The organism is Halomonas sp. B23F22_10 (assembly GCF_043496975.1).
GTDB classification, from domain to species: domain Bacteria; phylum Pseudomonadota; class Gammaproteobacteria; order Pseudomonadales; family Halomonadaceae; genus Halomonas; species Halomonas smyrnensis.
This window is the reverse complement of sequence record NZ_JBIEKF010000003.1, coordinates 196,073-212,530: the sequence shown is the minus strand read 5'-3', so window position 1 is coordinate 212,530 and position 16,458 is coordinate 196,073. Positions and strand designations below refer to the sequence as shown.

The following is a 16,458-nucleotide window of genomic DNA, read 5'->3' as shown; positions in this document are numbered from 1 at the left end:
CCGAGACCACAGCATGAAATACAAAGCAATACTTGGCGAAAGTGAAGTAAAGAGAATTCTCGACACCACCCAGCAGGAAGCTCTTGAAAATGGCTGGGCTGTAACCATAGCCATAACAGATGACGGTGGTCATCTTTTGGGACTCCTGCGCATGGATGGCGCGGCGCCCATGTCTTCTCATGTAGCAGAAGAGAAAGCACGCTCCGCCGCTCTAGGCAGGAAGGAAACGCATGTTTTCGAGGAAATGATCAACACGGGCCGCCACGCTTTCCTGTCGGCCCCGTTGAAAGGACTCATGACCGGCGGAGCCCCTATTTTAGTCGATGACAAAGTGATAGGCGCTATTGGTGTATCAGGCGTAACCCCTGAACAGGATGCACAGGTAGCCAATGCCGCTCATGGCGCCATACTTTGATACAACAGCCGCACCAACATGGCTAGTTAAGGCGGAAACTCCAGTCATACATTGAATTGAATAACGCCCCAGGTGCTCTTGAACTCCTTCCTGGGCGCTGCTCACCCTGTAAAATTAATACCGGGTGAGCAGAAACCAAGCGAGATTCACACTCTCACTCCGTCGCTTTTTTGGCGACTTCAAACTTGGGGCTTTGGATTCAGGAATCGATGTGGCCTCATGAGACCGTAAGAAGGCTTCCGCATAAGGTCTGACGGTGTATACGAAGCACGGGGCAATTCAGGGCACTGAACACCTCGTGCTCGTAGTCTTGCAGAAGCATCTTTAGGTACTGGAACGCGAACGCCGGCCGTAGAATCTTGCGCCCCTAGGCCAAGCGGCAAGAGCACGACCACGGTGCGGGACCTGCTGGGGCACTCGAGCCTGATCGTGACCAGTCGATACAGCCACATGTTCGACGCTGGCATCGATGATATTGGCGCGCGGCTACCGTCGCTGAATGCGACCATCTGCGACCAAACACCGAGGAGGGGAGGACTGCAAAGAAGGGATAAATGCTGATAAGCATTTGATTCTTAAGTGGTACCGGTGGTCGGACTCGAACCGACAAGGGCTTGCACCCGGCGGATTTTGAATCCGCTGCGTAGCCTTTCAAATCAGCAACTTGATATAGGCAATCGAAAAAATCCCAATACTCGTCCCAATACTCGAAAAGTGCTTGGACGCTCCCGCATGCCACTCGTTGCCAAGTGGCTCAGCTTGTCAGGACGCATGATGGGTCAGGTCATGGAAGTGAATGCCGGTCGCCTTGATAACGGCGGTCATGGTCCGAAGGGTCGGATTGCCCTTCGGTGACAGCGCCCGGTACAGGCTTTCGCGTGAGACCTTGGCACGCTCAGCCACAGCGGCCATTCCGCCCTGGGCTTCCACTACGTGGCGAAGCGCCATCAGGAAGGCTGATTCGCCGCCCTCTTCGTCCAGCTCGTCAAAGGCGGTGCGCAGGTAATCGAGCGCCATGGCAGGATCATCGCGCAGCATTTGGGTTACAGCATCGTCATGGCTTTTCATGTCCGGGCTCTCCTTCGGTGGTCTACCAGAAACGCTTTCGCCTGCTCTATGTCGGCTTGCTGGCGCTTCTTGGTGCCTCCAATCAGCAACATCACCAGGCGCCGGCCAACCTTGGCGTAATACACGCGGTAGCCAGGCCCGTAGTCAATTCGCAGCTCTAGCACTCCATCGCCCACGGCCTTGGCATCACCGGCATTGCCAGCCGCCAGCCTGTTCAGGCGGGTCAGCACGCGCATGGCGGCCATACGGTCCTTGGCTTTGGTCGCCTCCAGCCAGGCTTGAAAGGGGTCATGGCCGTCAACGGTCAGGTAGTGCGTCAGCTCCATCATTGGAACATTGTAGCTTAAAAGCTACGGAAGGGAATCAGGCGTGACGCGCAGGGCTCACCCTATACGTCCGGCGCGTCCGGTTTGTCCGTATCGTCTGTAGGGCGTCCAAGGCGTCATGGCGACGGCTGCCAGGCTGACGTTTTCTGTAGCGGCCTCGCCTGTTTTGGCCTGCAACCAGGGCGGCGCGAATACTTAACATTCCTCAACATCGTTTCGCCACCTTCGCCACCCCTAAACCGCTCAACCATGCGGGTTTAGGGCAGGTGGTGGTGACGATCATGAAATGCCGAAAAAAAGCCAGTGACCGGGACTCTGCGTCCCCGTGGCAGGGGGTAGGGCCGGCGACAAGGACCCGCGATTTATTGTCAGCCAGCGCCCAAGCCTCACCCTGTTTCCCCTGTTGCCTTTCGGGCGGGCATCGCTCCAGGGCCTCGTGCTCAGCATGCGTTCTGCTGGAAACCAAGGTGGAAACCGAAGTGGAAGCAGGCGATGCGGGCCGGTGGCGAGCCTCACTCCCGTTCTAGGCCCTCACGCGCGTAGTGATAGGGGAAAAGTCTTCACGGCTCCTGTTGTTCGCTTGTTCCGATCAGTACAGGGAGTGGGTTGGACTACAAGTTTTTCCAAGTCTCGACTGAGGTTTTATGAGGTTCCGATTTCAGGTTTTATCAGGTCCCAATGACAGGTTTTGACAGGTTTCGATGCTGACATTTGCTAACAGCTCTCGGGCGCCTCAAGGTCAACAAAGGTCAACACGCGGCCCGACTGCGCACCGATGGTGCGTACCGGGTGCGCACCGCTGCGAACCTATCCCGCGAACCAGGGTGCGAACCGGCATCGACCTGAGCATTCCTTAGCATCGGCTGGCCGGGGCGGGTGGTAACGGAAAGTCACGCTGCCACCCTGGCCAGCCTCACGCGCGTTATGACGTCAGAAAAACCTTCCCGGCCTCACGCGCGCAGTGACCGGGGAAAACCTTCGCGGTCCGCTTCCCCGCGTACTGCTCCGAAAACTCCCCGTGCGTGACAGCAGTGCGTGAGACGTGCGCGAACCTAAGCGCTGCCGGTCTCCTTTTTAGGGACTCCGAAAACCACCAGGCCGGCATCGCGCCAGCCGTCTCGGGTTATACCGCCTCGCTAGCATCCGCGTCTCCAAGGTCTATGCTTGGCGGCTCCAGGTCGATTGCAGGCAGAGTCGTGTCCAGCTCAATCAGCGTATCTAGGTCGATGGTCAGCGGCTCATCATCCATGGGTCAGGCCCTTTTATAGTCGGGAAATACAAGGCCCCAGCGATTGCCGGGGCCGATGCTCGTCAAGGTGGGGTTAAGGGTCAGTGCAGCGGCTTGGGTGGGGTGGTGCGTAGCTGGTCCGCTATGCCCATCGTCTCGGCATGGGCCAGCAAGTCCTCCTCGCTGGCGCCCAGCGCCTGGGCAATGTCGGCTAGGTTGAACAGGGGCCGCCCTTCCTCATCGACGCCTGACGCCTTCAGGGACGGAAAGAACTTGGCCATGCCCTCGTGCAGCGTCTCCAGGATCGGGCCGCGCAGGAACATGGGGTGCGCCTCGTCATGCGCCCGCTGGATCATCGCTTCGGCATCGTCCGGGGCCACGTCATCGAAGAATTGGCTTCGGGCCACTCGCTCAACATCGGCAAGCGCTTCCCTCACGATGGGCTCCATCGGCTCCTGCAAGCGGTCTGCCGGGATGCCAATGATATGGGCGGCCCATGTCTGACCGGGGCTCAGGTGGCCAATGCCAAGGCCATGCGCGGCGGCCTGGGTCATGGTCTCGTGGGTAATGGTGTCGGTCATGATGGCGTACTCCAGGTCAGGCGGCGGGCGGGGGTGTGGTCATGTCGTCCAGCAAGGCATTCACCATGCCGGCCAGGGTCTTCAGTCGAACCCTGACCAATCCGGCCAAGGCACCTCCGGGCATCCGGGTGTCGATCTCCTCCAGCACCGCCGCGCAGCCCATTAGGGCGTTGTGGTCGGGCGCATGCTCCAGGGTGGCCAGCACCCGCTCGGCTTCGGGTACGGTGTCAGCCTTCATGCCGCGAAGACTGGCCAGCAGTCGGGACGCTTCCCGCGTGGCGTCGTCGGTCCTCATGGGCGAACCCTCCTAAGCACGGTGTTAGCAGCACGCCTGCCGGCGTTCGTCTTGCGTTGCGGGGCCGGCTCGGCAGCGGCGCCACTCGCCCACGCCTCGACATAACGATGGGCCAGCCGCATGGCCTCGTCAGGCGCCAGCCCTGACAGTCGCGTCACCAGATACCTACGGTCATCCAGCGCCAGCTCACAATGGCGGTCAATATGCGCCAGCCAGGGCGTCAGGGGTTCGACATTGGCAACTGGGGCCGTTGGGTCAGGAAGTGCCGGCCAGACCGCCTTGGCGGCTTCCAGAGCCTTAGCATTGCTTAGCAACCGGAATGCCTGCCGGCGAGCCGTGGCCAGGTCGGGCGCCACCTCGAAGGCGTCATCTATCACCGCCACCAGCTCGGCTCTTACTTGCCGGCTCAGGGGCATCAGCCGTGCCCTTAGCTGCGTCACCAGCTCGGGGCCAAGATCACGACCGGCATCGGCCAAGGCGGCCAACAGGGTCTCTACCTCACCTGGCGGAGACTCTTCCCCGCCTTCCTGCACTTTGTGGTGTCCCATGTGTCCCACATGTCCCAGAGGCTCAACCATGCGGGTTGCAGCCGGGACACGTGCCGGAACCATGGTGTCCCAAGGTGTCCCAGCGAAGGCGTGATATACGTCATCCAGGCTCATGACTCCCCCTCCTCGCTATCGGCGGGACGAATCGCAAACAGCCGGGGCCTACCGCCATTCACTCGCACGCGAACCGACCGTGCATTGGCCTCCCGCTCCACAATCCAGCCGGCGACCTCCAGAGCATCAAGGCCGCGCTTCAGGTCGAAGCTTCCCAGCGCTTCTGTCAGTCCACTTGTGGTGAACAGGTAGACGCGGCCTTGGGCGTCTTCACGCCACCAGCCGGCGCGATTGTGGACCGCGTGGGCGTGGTGACTGGGCTCGGGGCTCACGCTGCCAAACCGGGCGTCTCCGTGGCGACCGATGAAGTCACTGACGTTGGCCAGGATTTGCTCATGCTCCGTGCGCACGCCTCCTTGCCCGGCTGACCACGCCTGGAACGCCTCGATAGCGGCGGCCATGGCCTCGCCTTGCCGCCAGCCTGCCAATCCGTATTCGGCGGCCAGCTCGCCAGCCAGGCCGATCAGCGCCAGCACCTTGGCGGCTCGACCTTGCAGCGGGTGGGTAGTAGCGAACCCGTCTACCTGGGCGAAGCGGTCCACCTCGCCGGCCAGGTCGCGCTCCTCGCTCACCAGGCGCTCGATGAAGGCGGGGCCAAGCTGGCCATAGTGGCGCGTCACCTCCGTTTTCAGATGGTCGGCAAAGGCCCGACCGTCTCGCAGGTGGTGCAGGGCATCGAAGGCGCCGTGCTGGCGCTTGGCCGGTATGTCCAGTAACCGGACCATTTGCCCGGCCTTTGGGCGCTTGCCGGCCTCGCTCATGTGAGCGGCCAGGGTATGCTCGCCACTGCTAAGCACCGCGATACGCCAGCGGTGCGGGCGTCGGGCCGTGCCGTTACGGCTGGCGCGGGCCTTGCCGGTGCCGTTGCCCAAGGCGTAGACGGTGGCGCCGATCTCCCGGCCATCCGCTTCCCCTATCTCGTCGAGCACCAGGGCGGTATCGCTCAGGGCGGCGGCGATGCCTTCCAGGCCGTTCCCCGTGGCTCGCCAGGTGCGCTTGAAGTCGGGGCTTCCCCAGACACTGGCCGCCACCTCTAGGGCCGTGGTCTTGCCGTTGGATGAATCGCCCACCAGGTGGATGCCGGCTGTCTGCCGGTGGGTCAGGTGCAGTAGCGGCCCCGTCAGGGCGGCGGAGACCGCCAGCACCAATAGCGGGTTGTCGCTGCACAGGCTGCCCACTTGCTGGCGCCAGCTCTCCAGGGTGCCAGCGGCGGCATAGTCGCCTTGTCCGGCGTGCTCGCTCTGGAAGGTAATCCGGCTGGCCAGCGTTCCGGTGGCGATGGTCCGGCGCGGCATGACGAAGGCCCGACCTTCCTCCAGTTGATGCCAGCCCACTCGGGTAGCGGCTATCACCTTGGTCTCGGGGGCCGCTTGGGCAAGCCACTTGGTCAGCCAGCGGTGGGCGTCGGGGTTGATCCTCACCCCCATGTCCAACAGCTCGCCGCGCATCTCCTCGCCGCTGCCCTTCAGCAGCCGTTGGGGCATGGCCCATTCCCGCCAGGCGCCATAGGGCGGCTTGAAGCGCAGTAGCAGGCCGTGATTATCCCCGCGCTCGTCATGGGTGGCGGCCAGGCACTCGATGGGGCTGCATACCCACACGTCGAACGGCTCAGGATCGCCGTCACCCTTGGGCTGGCGCTGGCCGTGGTAGTAGAGGCCAGCCGGGCCGTATTGGGTACGCGTCAGGTGAGTGGCGAAGCTGGGGCGCTTCGGTTCGCTCACTTCTTCCGGCTCGTCTTGGTTATCGGGGCTCTCCTCATGCCCGATGGGACACCTTGGGACACCTCCTTTTTTGGACGTGTCCCGGCTGTAGCCCCCGTCATTACTGGGCTGGGACACCTGGGACACCTGGGACACGTGTTTTTGCAGGTGGCCGGGGTCGGTCTCTGTCGCTACCGGATCGCCGAACAGGTCTTGGGTATCGGCGCAGCTAGTCGTCATGGTGGCTACCTCCCTTCCGGCACTGGCGCACGTCGGCAAAGTCGGTACACGCCTCGCAGCCATCGCAGAACGTCGGCATCAGCAGATGGGCGTCGATGGCCAGGGCGGCATGGCGGGCGGCTACGCGTCCCTTGTTGGGCTTGCCCTTGGCCGGCAAGTGGCGGTCATCATCACCGCCGATGGTGATAACCACTTCCTCGGGGAGTCGCTGGCGCAAACGGCGAGCGACCGGCGCCAGGTTGTCGGCATTACGAGCCACCACCACAGGGCAGCCCATGGCCTCATGCAAGGCGGCGGCGGTAGACCAGCCCTCGGCTATCAGGACGTGGTTAGCGCCAGCCAGGTGGCCTATCAGACTGGCCACACCCCGCACACGACCACCCGGCAGGGGGCGCTTAGCGCCATCGGGATAGATGCGCTCCAGGTTGACCAGCTCGCCATCGAAGAACAGCGGCATCAGCAGCATGTCGCCGCGCTGGCGCAGGTTGTAGGGCGGTAGGGCCTTGCGCTCCAGGTAGGGAAAAGCAGGGTCTGCCGGCTTGGCCTTAGCCCACCAGCGCAACGCTTGCGCCCTGGCTTCGGCCTCCCGCTGGCGGCGCTCCCGCTCCCGACGCTCACGCGCCTGCATGGCCTCCAGCCGGGCAGCGGCTGCCGCCGCTGGATCGTGGGGACCGTCGAGCGTCACGGTCTCGCTCACGTCCAGGTGCCAGATACCGAAGCTGGCCGCCTCGGGGGAGTGGATGCGATACCAGCCGTTGGCATTGCCCTTGGACTTGTCCGGCGTGTCGAACCGCTCGAACCGGCCCGATGTCTTGGGCGCCAGCGTCACCCCATGACAGGCCAGTGCTTCAGCCAGTGCGGCCTCGATGGTGCTATGCTTGGGGGGCGCTTTGGGCGGCGCTTCGACATGGGCCTGGTTTCTTTCGGGGAGCCGGGCCTTTTGCGTGGTGTCGGTCATTCATCGCCCTCCCGGCCAAGGATCTCGGACCCAATGTAGGCGGCGCGGTCGTTCAGGCTATCGGCCACGATCTTGAGCGCCTGGGTCAGCCCCTCATGTTGATAGCCACTCAGCTCGATGCCGCCATCTCCGAGCACATCGGCAATGGCGGAGACGGCATAGCTGGCGTCTTCCATGGCACGGGCGTTACCGCTAAAGGCGGCGCGGTTCAGCATCAGTTGTTCTTGAGCACTCATGACGCCACCTCCTCGCCGGCAGCGCGGGCGTCCAGGTGGTGGGCTTTCTGCATGTGGTGGTTGTAGCGCTTGAGCCGGACGGCGGCGCTTGAGTCTGAAAACAACGCGGCTTTCGCCATCGCTCGATGTGCGGCGGCGCGTGATTTAGACGGACTGAGGGTGGGGAATAGGCGTAATGCCATGGGTGAGACTCCTAGAGTTGTGGAGTCGTCCCCGGCTGCGGCCAAACAGCGGATGGGGGCGACTGTACGCGGGTTGGCCGACCGGGACTCTAGGAACCCGGCACGCTCGAAAGCGTCCCACGCACAGCCGCCATAACGCATAGCGGGCACAAAAATAGCGCCTGCTATGGAAGGGGCGCTTGTGCGCCTAGAGTCATTCGACCGGCCAAGGTCGGCTCCCGATTTTGCGGAAGCATTGCCAGAATAGAGGCAGGCAGTAGCACGCGCAAGCATCAGGACGCCTCCCGCTGGGCGTGTTCCCAGCTCTCGACGTCAGCCAGTGACCAGCGGGTCAGGTTGCCGCCCAGCTTTACCGGCTTGGGGAAGCGGTCTTCACGCGCCCAACGCCAGATAGTTGCTTCATGGGTGCCGTAACGGTGGGCAAGTTGCTTGACGGTCAGCCAGGTGTTGCTCGCGTCCTGGCTGACCATAGCGGTGGGGTGTGTAGCAGTAGCCATGTGGCATTGCCTCGTGTGGTGTGTTCACGGGCAGCATGGCGGGGCGCTCTAGCTCATTGTCCCAAATGGAATGACTGGCGTTCCTTTTGGGCTCCAGATAGGGGTAAGTCGAATCACTGACGTTCGGTCGCTCGCTCTTCACGGGCGGCATGAATTTCCTTCACCGTATCGGCTATCGGATCTTTGTCCAGCTTCAGACCATGACGGTCCAGGATCGCTTGAAGCATATTGGCGGCTTTATATGGCTCGGCTGGTATTTCACCGCCCATGGCCGCAAGCGCAAGCGCCTCAATGAGCGTCAGATAGGTTTGCCGGCGGCGGTGATGTAGGGGTTTAGGCTTTTCTTTCTCTTTCGGCTCCTCCTGCTGTACCAGCGATTGAGAAACCGGCATGACACGCAGGGCTTCGGGAATATCACTATCCATAGCACCTGACGCCTTTAACCAGTCATATACCTTTTGGCGTTCAAGGTTTAAGCGAACCCAGTCATAGGGATGCGTCTTCCAGCGGTCATCAAAAGAAGGCTCCCAGCACCATTCATCTGAAAAATGATCGCCATTTTCGTCCACCGAGTTGTCGGGTGTATATATTTCGGCCCAATACTCCTCTAGCTCCCCCTTTTGCGCCGCCAGCACTATTACCCGATGCCACTCTTTTTGCTCTTCAGTGTCGGCATAACCGACGGGACCGAACTCGAAATGGTTTACGTCATAGCCGGTAAGAAGAATCGAAACTTCCACGCTGCTCAGGCGGCTCTTGATATGCCATGGCGATAATGCCATTGCGCTACTCCTTTGCGCTCACTCCAGAAAAGATTGGCCGGCTGGCGCGGTGGAGTCGCCGCGTATTCGGGTGTACGGCCCTAGCCGGCCAAAACGGTTAATCGGGGGTGGCCTCCCGGCGAATCGCCGTCACCTTGTCTTGGCTGGCGCTGGCGCTGGCGGGAGTGGCCAGGAACGTGGCCCATTGCTCCATGACGCGGGTGCGCTTGGCTAGCAGGTCGCCACGACGATAGGCGGCTTCAGCTTGATTACCGATGGCATGAGCCAGAATCATCTCGGACACGTCGTGTGGGGTGGCGGTGCGCTCGCTCAACCAATCGCGCAGGGTGGATCGGAAGCCGTGGACGGTGGTTTGCTCGCCATCCCCCATGGCGGTCAGTAGATCGCCCATGGCGCGGTCGGATAGCTTGCGGCCATGCGAACGGGTGAACACATAGCCTTCGCCCTGGGGCAGCGATTCCAGCAACTCAACAGCGGCTGGCGCCAGCGGCACACGATGTTGGCGACGGCCCTTCATGCGCTCGGGGGGAATCGTCCAGGTACTGGCGGCCAGGTCGATCTCCTCCCAGCGGGCGCCCAGCACCTCGCCGGCACGACTACCGGTCAGGATGGTGAAGGCAAGGGCCTTGGCCGGCACGTCCTCTCGCTCACGCAACCGTGACCAGAACTCGGGCATGGCGTCGATGGGCATGGCCCGGTGGTGGGCCTTCTTCTTGATCTTGGTCGGCGCAGGTAGCACCGCGTCCAGGTTATGGCGCCAGGTGGCCGGGTTAGGGCCAGAGCGGTGGCCGTGGGCAGTGGCCCATGCCAGTACAGCCTCGATACGCTGGCGCACCCGTGCGGCGGTGGTGGGCTTGGTCTGCCAAATCGGCTCTAGGCATTGGACGACATGCGCCAGCTCAATATCAGCCACGGACATCGTGCCCAATACCGGGTTGGCGTAGCTCTCTATAGTGGTTGCCCACTGCCGGGCGTGCTTGGCGTTGCTAGCCTCAGCCTGCTTCACCTTGATAACGGCCTTTGCTGCCAGCTCGAACGTTAGGCGGCGCCTCTCAGCGGCCTGTCGGGCTTGCTTGGCGGCCTTACGCTCCGTTATTGGGTCTATGCCCTCGGAAAGCTTCTCCCGGATCGCTCGGGCCTTCTCTCGGGCACTGGCCAGGTTCGTATCGGGAAAGGCACCCAGCCCAACATCGCGGTAAACGGCAAAGGGCTTGCCGCCGCTGGATAGTCGTTTCTCCCCGGTGGGGTAGCGCAGTATCCACGACCGGCCACCGGTTTGGGTGACGCGCAGAAACAGGCCATCGACACCGCCCACCGCATGGCGGCCAGGGGTGACAAGGCGCTTTACTTCAAGTGCAGATAGCTCGCGGGCTTTTCTCGGCATGGCTCAGTCCCAATACCCGTCCCAATATAGAAACGTTATTGGATGCTAGGCGATGCCACGCGATGCTACAAGGAAGGAGGGATAACTTACTGATAATGCTGGTACCGGTGGTCGGACTCGAACCGACAAGGGGTCGCCCCCGGCGGATTTTGAATCCGCTGCGTCTACCAATTCCGCCACACCGGCAACGGCGCAGTATTATACGTGGGCCGGGCGGGAGGTCAATCGCGACCCCTGACTTCGCGGCGGCGACAGGGTATCCTAGGCGGCTTGCCAAGGCTCGGCCGAGCCGCCCTTCTCACTCCCACCATCCGGACGTTTCACTCCATGCAGCGCGCCGATTTTCACTACGAGCTTCCCGAGGCGCTGATCGCCCGCTATCCCTCCGAGCAACGCAGCGACTGCCGGCTGCTGTGCGTCGACGGCGAGAGCGGATCGCTCGCGCACCGCCGCTTCCCCGACCTGCTCGAGACGCTCGATCCGGGCGATCTGCTGGTGTTCAACGACACCCGGGTGATCCCGGCCCGGCTGCACGGCCACAAGGCCAGCGGCGGGCGCGTCGAGATGCTGCTGGAGCGTCCGCTGGACGCCCATCGCGGCCTGGCCCACCTGCGCTCGAGCAAGTCGCCGAAGCCCGGCACCGAAATCGCGTTCGAAGGCGGCATCCGCGCCGTGGTCGAGGGCCGCCGCGAGGCGCTGTTCGAGCTGCGATTCCTCGGCGAGACGCCGCTGGTGGAGCTGCTGGAGCGGCACGGCCACATGCCGCTGCCGCCCTACATCACCCGCGAGGACGAGCTCTCCGACCGCGAGCGCTACCAGACCGTCTACGCCCGCCGCGAGGGCGCGGTGGCGGCCCCCACCGCGGGGCTGCACTTCGACGAGCCGCTGCTCGAGGCCCTGGCCGAGAAGGGCGTGGACAGCGCCTTCGTCACCCTGCACGTGGGCGCCGGTACCTTCCAGCCGGTGCGCGCCGACGACATCCGCGACCACGAGATGCACAGCGAGTGGATCGAGGTCTCCGAGGCGGCCTGCGAGCAGGTGCGCGCCGCCCGCGCCCGGGGCAACCGCGTCATCGCGGTGGGCACCACCAGCGTGCGCTGCCTGGAGTCGGCCTGCCTGCAGAGCGACGACGGCGAGATCGCGCCCTATAGTGGCGAGACCGACATCTTCATCTATCCCGGCTACGACTGGCGGGTGGTCGACGCCCTGATCACCAACTTCCACCTGCCCGAATCGACCCTGCTGATGCTGGTGTCCTCCTTCGCCGGCTATGACACCGTGATGCACGCCTACCGCGAGGCGGTGCGCGAAGAGTACGCCTTCTTCAGCTACGGCGACGCGATGCTGCTGACGCGCGCCCGCTGACCCGAGCCGCTCGGCCGTGCGCCGGCCGACCGCTTCGACGAATTTCGAGAGACCCCATGCGAGACGAATGCTTCATGAACTTCGAGCACCTGGCCAGTGATGGCCGGGCGCGCCGCGGCCGCCTGACCTTCCCCCGCGGAACGGTCGAGACGCCCGCCTTCATGCCGGTCGGCACCTACGGCACCGTCAAGGGCATGACGCCCGAGTCGGTGAAGGAGATCGGCGCCGAGATCATCCTCGGCAACACCTTTCACCTGTGGCTGCGCCCGGGCACCGAGGTCATCGAGGAGCACGGCGACCTGCACGACTTCGCCCAGTGGGACAAGCCGATCCTCACCGACTCCGGCGGCTTCCAGGTCTTCTCGCTCGGCGAGATGCGCAAGATCACCGAGCAGGGCGTGCACTTCCGCTCGCCGGTGGACGGCTCCAAGGTGTTCATGGGCCCCGAGGAATCGATGGCCGTGCAGCGCTCGCTGGGCTCGGACATCGTGATGATCTTCGACGAGTGCACGCCCTACCCGGCGACCGTGGAGGAAGCCAGGAAATCGATGGAAATGTCGCTGCGCTGGGCCCAGCGTTCCCGCGACGCCCACGGCGACTCGCCCTCGGCGCTGTTCGGCATCATCCAGGGCGGCATGTATCCCGAGCTGCGCGAGAAGTCGCTCGAGGGCCTCGAGAAGATCGGCTTCGACGGCTACGCCATCGGCGGGCTGTCGGTGGGCGAGCCCAAGGAAGAGATGATCAAGGTGCTCGACTACCTGCCCGAGTGGATGCCGGCCGACAAGCCGCGCTACCTGATGGGCGTGGGCAAGCCGGAGGACCTGGTGGAAGGCGTGCGCCGCGGCGTCGACATGTTCGACTGTGTGATGCCGACCCGCAACGCCCGCAACGGCCACCTGTTCACCGATGAAGGCACGGTCAAGATCCGCAACGCCAAGCACCGCCACGACACCCGTCCGCTGGACGAGGCGTGTGACTGCTACACCTGCCGCAACTTCTCCCGCGCCTACCTGCATCACCTCGACCGCTGCGGCGAGATGCTCGGCTCGATGCTCAATACCATCCACAATCTGCGCCATTACCAGCGCCTGATGGCTGGTTTGCGCGGTGCTATCGAAGCGGGTACATTGGCGAACTTCGTGGAAGGGTTCTACGCGCAGCGCGGTCTGCCGGTTCCCCCCGCTCCGAATTGATCGACGGCCGGCCCGGGTGGCCGGCCGTCGAGCGCCGCTGGAAGGCGTCTTGTTTCCCCGCGACTCAGGAGATCGTCGTACATGCTGGACTTCCTCATTTCCCCGGCCATGGCCCAGGACGCTGGCGCCGCTCCGGGCGGTGGCATCGCCCAGATCGTGATGCTGGTCGGCTTCGTGCTGATCTTCTACTTCCTGCTGTGGCGCCCCCAGGCCAAGCGGGCCAAGCAGCACAAGCAGCTGATCGCCGGCCTGTCCAAGGGTGACGAGATCGTCATCGGCGGCGGCATCATGGGCCGCATCACCAAGGTCAGCGACGACAGCGAGTTCCTGGCCATGGAAATCGCCGAAGGCACCGAGGTCAGCGTCCAGAAGACCGCCGTGGCGTCCGTTCTGCCCAAGGGCACGCTCAAGTCCATCTGATCGGATGCCCCGCGCCCGCACGACCACCCGGCCGTGCGGGCTGCCCTGCGACCACCGAGGCGGGGCCCGGCCGACCGGCTCCGCCCGGTGCTCGTGATGGCGCAGCGTCCGTCCCATCATCAGCAACCTGAGGGCAGGGCCCCCATGCTCAATCGTTATCCCCTGTGGAAGTATCTGCTGATACTCCTCGTGCTCTCCGTCGGCCTGATCTACTCTCTCCCCAACCTCTTTCCCGAGGATCCGGCGGTACAGATCAGCAGTGACGGGGGCGACTTCACTCTCGACGAGCGCCAGCTCGAGCGCCTCGAGAGCTCCCTGACCGACGCCGACATCGACATCCGCTCCGTCGAACGCGACGCCGGCAGCGTCCTGATCCGCCTCGACAACGCCGACGAACAGATCCAGGCTCGCGACATGCTCAGCGAGGCCCTGGGCGACGACTACGTCGTGGCGCTGAACCTGGCCGAGTCCACGCCGAGCTGGCTGGAATCGCTGGCCGCCTCCCCCATGACCCTGGGCCTGGACCTGCGCGGCGGCGTGCACTTCCTGCTCGAGGTCGACATGGAAGCGGCGCTGACCCAGCGCCTCGAGGTCAACGCCAGCGCCATGCGCGAGACCCTGCGCGACGAACGGATCCGCTACCGCAACACCGAGGTCGAGGAACGCTCGATCGCCATGGACTTCATGAACGAGGAAGACCGCGACGAGGCCCGCAGCCTGATCAGCCGCGACTTCCCCGAGTTCGAGTACAGCGACCTCGAGCGCGACCGCGGCGCCGGCCTGGCCATGACGCTGACCGATACCGCCGTGCAGGAAATCCAGGACTACGCGGTCAACCAGAACCTGACCACGCTGCGCAATCGCGTCAACGAGCTGGGCGTGGCCGAGCCGCTGGTGCAGCGCCAGGGGCCGGCGCGCATCGTCGTCGAGCTGCCCGGCGTGCAGGACACCGCCGCGGCCAAGCGCATCGTCGGCGCCACCGCCAACCTGGAGTTCCGCCTCGAGGCGCGCCCGGACACCCCGGAGGCCGAGACCGAGAGCTACGAATTCCGCAACGAGGCGCGTACCGCCAGCCTGATGCGTGACGTCATCATCACCGGCGACAGCGTCTCGAATGCCAACCGCAGCTTCGACGAGAACGGTCGCCCCCAGGTGAACATCAACCTGGACGGCACCGGCGGCACCCTGATGAACCGCGCCACCCGCACCAACATCGGGCGCAACATGGCGGTGCTGTTCATCGAGCACAAGACCCGCGAGCGCACGGTGATGGAGGACGGCGAGGAGACCGTCGTTCGCTCGCCCTACACCGAGCGCAGCATCATCAGCCTGGCCACCATCCAGAGCGCGCTGGGCAACAGCTTCCGCATCACCGGGCTCGACTCGCCCACCGAGGCGGCCGACCTGGCGCTGCTGCTGCGTTCAGGCTCCCTGGCCGCACCGATCTACTTCGCCCAGGAACGCACCATCGGGCCGAGCCTCGGCGAGAAGAACATCGAGCGCGGCATCCTCTCGGTGCAGATCGGCCTGCTGCTGGTCGTGGCCTTCATGCTGATCCGCTACAAGGTGTTCGGGGTGATCGCCAACGTCGCACTGGCCTTCAACCTGGTGCTGCTGGTGGCGGCCATGTCGTTGCTCGGCGCCACGCTGACGCTGCCCGGCATCGCCGGTATCGTGCTGACCCTGGGCATGGCGGTGGACGCCAACGTGCTGATCTTCGAGCGCATACGCGAGGAGATGCGCGGCGGGCTCTCGGCCCAGCAGGCCATCCACGCCGGCTACGAGCGCGCCTTCACCTCGATCGTGGACGCCAACATCACCACCCTGCTGGTGGCGCTGATCCTGTTCTCGATCGGCACCGGCCCGGTCAAGGGCTTCGCCGTGACGCTGTCGCTGGGCATCCTGACCTCGCTGTTCACCTCGCTGATGGTGACCCGCGCCATGGTCAACCTGTGGTACGGCCGCAAGCCCGTGAAGAAGCTCTGGATTTAGGAGAAGGCCATGCAATCGTTCATCAATCGACAGCTCGACTTCATGGGCAAACGCCGGCTGGCCTTCATCGCCTCCGGGCTGATGCTGCTGGCGTCGGTCGCCGCCCTGCTGATCAACGGGCTCAACCTGGGCCTGGACTTCACCGGCGGCACCCTGGTCGAGGTCCGCTACGCCACCGCGCCGGCGCTGGCCAGCGTGCGTGAGGCCCTGGAGGCCGCCGGCTTCCAGGACGTGGCGGTGCAGACCTTCGGCGCCTCCACCGAGGTGCTGATCCGCCTGCAGCAGGCCTTCGACGCCGGCGTCGGCGACCAGGTGGTCGACCTGCTGAAGCAGGGCGGCGCCAGCGTCGAGCTGGTGCGCGCCGAGTTCGTCGGCGCCCAGGTCGGCGACCAGCTCCGCGACCAGAGCGGCATGGGCATGCTGGTGGCGCTGGGCATCGTGATGCTCTACGTCGCCTTTCGCTTCCAGTACAAGTTCGCCCTCGGCGCCCTGCTGGCCCTGATCCACGACGTGGTGATCGTGATCGGCGCCTTCGCCCTGTTCGGCTTCGAGTTCGACCTCACGGTGCTGGCGGCGGTGCTGGCGGTGATCGGCTACTCGCTCAACGACACCATCGTGGTCTACGATCGCATCCGCGAGAACATCCGCAAGTCGCGCATCGACGACATGCCGGCGATCTTCAACGAGGCGATCAACCAGACCCTGTCGCGGACCCTGGCCACCTCCGGCACCACCCTGCTGGTGCTGCTGGCGCTGGTGACCCTGGGCGGCGACATGATCCACAACTTCGCCGTGGCGCTGATCATCGGCATCGGTGTCGGTACCTTCTCGTCGATCTACGTGGCCGCGGCCCTGCTGCTGCCGCTGAAGCTCAGCCGCGAAGACCTGATCCCGACCAAGAAGGAAGACCCGGAGGCCGAGGAGCTGCCCTGAC

The 16,458-nt window shown here is 64.1% G+C and carries 18 protein-coding genes and 1 tRNA gene; 6 read left to right on the top strand and 13 right to left on the bottom strand.

All coding sequences use genetic code 11. From position 1 onward, the window contains the following. Positions 1-13: 13 nt before the first annotated feature. A complete protein-coding gene (locus tag ACGTNF_RS08125; RefSeq protein WP_394601251.1) occupies positions 14-415 on the top strand; it encodes a heme-binding protein in 402 nt (133 codons plus the stop codon). A gap of 762 nt (positions 416-1,177) precedes the next feature. Here the strand turns inward: ACGTNF_RS08125 and ACGTNF_RS08120 are convergent. From ACGTNF_RS08120 to ACGTNF_RS08060, 13 genes are all read right to left on the bottom strand, one after another. Then, on the bottom strand, positions 1,178-1,483 hold the full coding sequence (locus tag ACGTNF_RS08120; RefSeq protein WP_394601250.1) for an addiction module antidote protein: 306 nt from the start codon (positions 1,481-1,483) through the stop codon (positions 1,178-1,180). Further along, complete coding sequence (locus tag ACGTNF_RS08115) at positions 1,480-1,809, bottom strand: type II toxin-antitoxin system RelE/ParE family toxin (protein WP_444875010.1); 330 nt, start codon at positions 1,807-1,809, stop codon at positions 1,480-1,482. The genes ACGTNF_RS08120 and ACGTNF_RS08115 overlap by 4 nt, the downstream gene beginning before the upstream one ends. 1,329 nt (positions 1,810-3,138) lie before the next feature. Then, entirely contained in the window at positions 3,139-3,618 is a 480-nt protein-coding gene (locus ACGTNF_RS08110; RefSeq protein ID WP_394601248.1) for a hypothetical protein, read from the bottom strand. A 16-nt stretch (positions 3,619-3,634) separates the two neighbouring features. After that, complete coding sequence (locus ACGTNF_RS08105; RefSeq protein WP_394601247.1) at positions 3,635-3,913, bottom strand: hypothetical protein; 279 nt, start codon at positions 3,911-3,913, stop codon at positions 3,635-3,637. Next, positions 3,910-4,575, bottom strand: a complete 666-nt coding sequence (locus ACGTNF_RS08100; RefSeq protein WP_394601246.1) for a hypothetical protein — start codon at positions 4,573-4,575, stop codon at positions 3,910-3,912. The genes ACGTNF_RS08105 and ACGTNF_RS08100 overlap by 4 nt, the downstream gene beginning before the upstream one ends. Next, positions 4,572-6,515 (bottom strand): DUF927 domain-containing protein, encoded by a 1,944-nt coding sequence (locus ACGTNF_RS08095; RefSeq protein WP_394601245.1) that lies wholly within the window; start codon positions 6,513-6,515, stop codon positions 4,572-4,574. The genes ACGTNF_RS08100 and ACGTNF_RS08095 overlap by 4 nt, the downstream gene beginning before the upstream one ends. Beyond that, a complete protein-coding gene (locus ACGTNF_RS08090) occupies positions 6,505-7,473 on the bottom strand; it encodes a toprim domain-containing protein (protein ID WP_394601244.1) in 969 nt (322 codons plus the stop codon). Before ACGTNF_RS08090 ends, ACGTNF_RS08095 begins: the two co-directional genes overlap by 11 nt. After that, positions 7,470-7,709, bottom strand: a complete 240-nt coding sequence (locus ACGTNF_RS08085; RefSeq protein WP_394601243.1) for a hypothetical protein — start codon at positions 7,707-7,709, stop codon at positions 7,470-7,472. Before ACGTNF_RS08085 ends, ACGTNF_RS08090 begins: the two co-directional genes overlap by 4 nt. Beyond that, positions 7,706-7,891 carry a hypothetical protein gene (locus tag ACGTNF_RS08080; RefSeq protein ID WP_394601242.1) on the bottom strand — a complete coding sequence of 62 codons (186 nt, stop codon included), beginning with the start codon at positions 7,889-7,891 and terminating at the stop codon, positions 7,706-7,708. The genes ACGTNF_RS08085 and ACGTNF_RS08080 overlap by 4 nt, the downstream gene beginning before the upstream one ends. A 272-nt stretch (positions 7,892-8,163) precedes the next feature. Then, positions 8,164-8,388, bottom strand: coding sequence for a helix-turn-helix transcriptional regulator (locus ACGTNF_RS08075; protein WP_394601241.1), 225 nt, complete (start codon positions 8,386-8,388; stop codon positions 8,164-8,166). A 113-nt stretch (positions 8,389-8,501) separates the two neighbouring features. Beyond that, the gene (locus tag ACGTNF_RS08070) at positions 8,502-9,170 is read right to left on the bottom strand and encodes a hypothetical protein (protein ID WP_394601240.1); all 669 of its coding nucleotides are present in this window, start codon (positions 9,168-9,170) and stop codon (positions 8,502-8,504) included. Between the two features lie 97 nt (positions 9,171-9,267). Beyond that, positions 9,268-10,554 (bottom strand): tyrosine-type recombinase/integrase, encoded by a 1,287-nt coding sequence (locus ACGTNF_RS08065; RefSeq protein WP_394601239.1) that lies wholly within the window; start codon positions 10,552-10,554, stop codon positions 9,268-9,270. A 99-nt stretch (positions 10,555-10,653) separates the two neighbouring features. After that, a tRNA-Leu gene (locus ACGTNF_RS08060) sits at positions 10,654-10,740 on the bottom strand. A 141-nt stretch (positions 10,741-10,881) separates the two neighbouring features. Between ACGTNF_RS08060 and queA the strand changes: the two genes are divergently transcribed. The 5 genes from queA (at position 10,882) to secF (ending at position 16,457) form a co-directional block, all read left to right on the top strand. Then, positions 10,882-11,919, top strand: coding sequence for a tRNA preQ1(34) S-adenosylmethionine ribosyltransferase-isomerase QueA (queA, locus tag ACGTNF_RS08055; protein ID WP_394601238.1), 1,038 nt, complete (start codon positions 10,882-10,884; stop codon positions 11,917-11,919). Positions 11,920-11,993: 74 nt separating this feature from the next. Beyond that, positions 11,994-13,112, top strand: coding sequence for a tRNA guanosine(34) transglycosylase Tgt (tgt, locus tag ACGTNF_RS08050; RefSeq protein ID WP_444875012.1), 1,119 nt, complete (start codon positions 11,994-11,996; stop codon positions 13,110-13,112). Between the two features lie 81 nt (positions 13,113-13,193). Then, the gene (gene yajC, locus ACGTNF_RS08045; protein WP_016855151.1) at positions 13,194-13,532 is read left to right on the top strand and encodes a preprotein translocase subunit YajC; all 339 of its coding nucleotides are present in this window, start codon (positions 13,194-13,196) and stop codon (positions 13,530-13,532) included. A 144-nt stretch (positions 13,533-13,676) separates the two neighbouring features. Next, positions 13,677-15,524, top strand: coding sequence for a protein translocase subunit SecD (gene secD / locus ACGTNF_RS08040; protein WP_394601236.1), 1,848 nt, complete (start codon positions 13,677-13,679; stop codon positions 15,522-15,524). Between the two features lie 9 nt (positions 15,525-15,533). Further along, on the top strand, positions 15,534-16,457 hold the full coding sequence (gene secF, locus ACGTNF_RS08035; protein ID WP_394601235.1) for a protein translocase subunit SecF: 924 nt from the start codon (positions 15,534-15,536) through the stop codon (positions 16,455-16,457). Position 16,458: the final 1 nt, after the last annotated feature.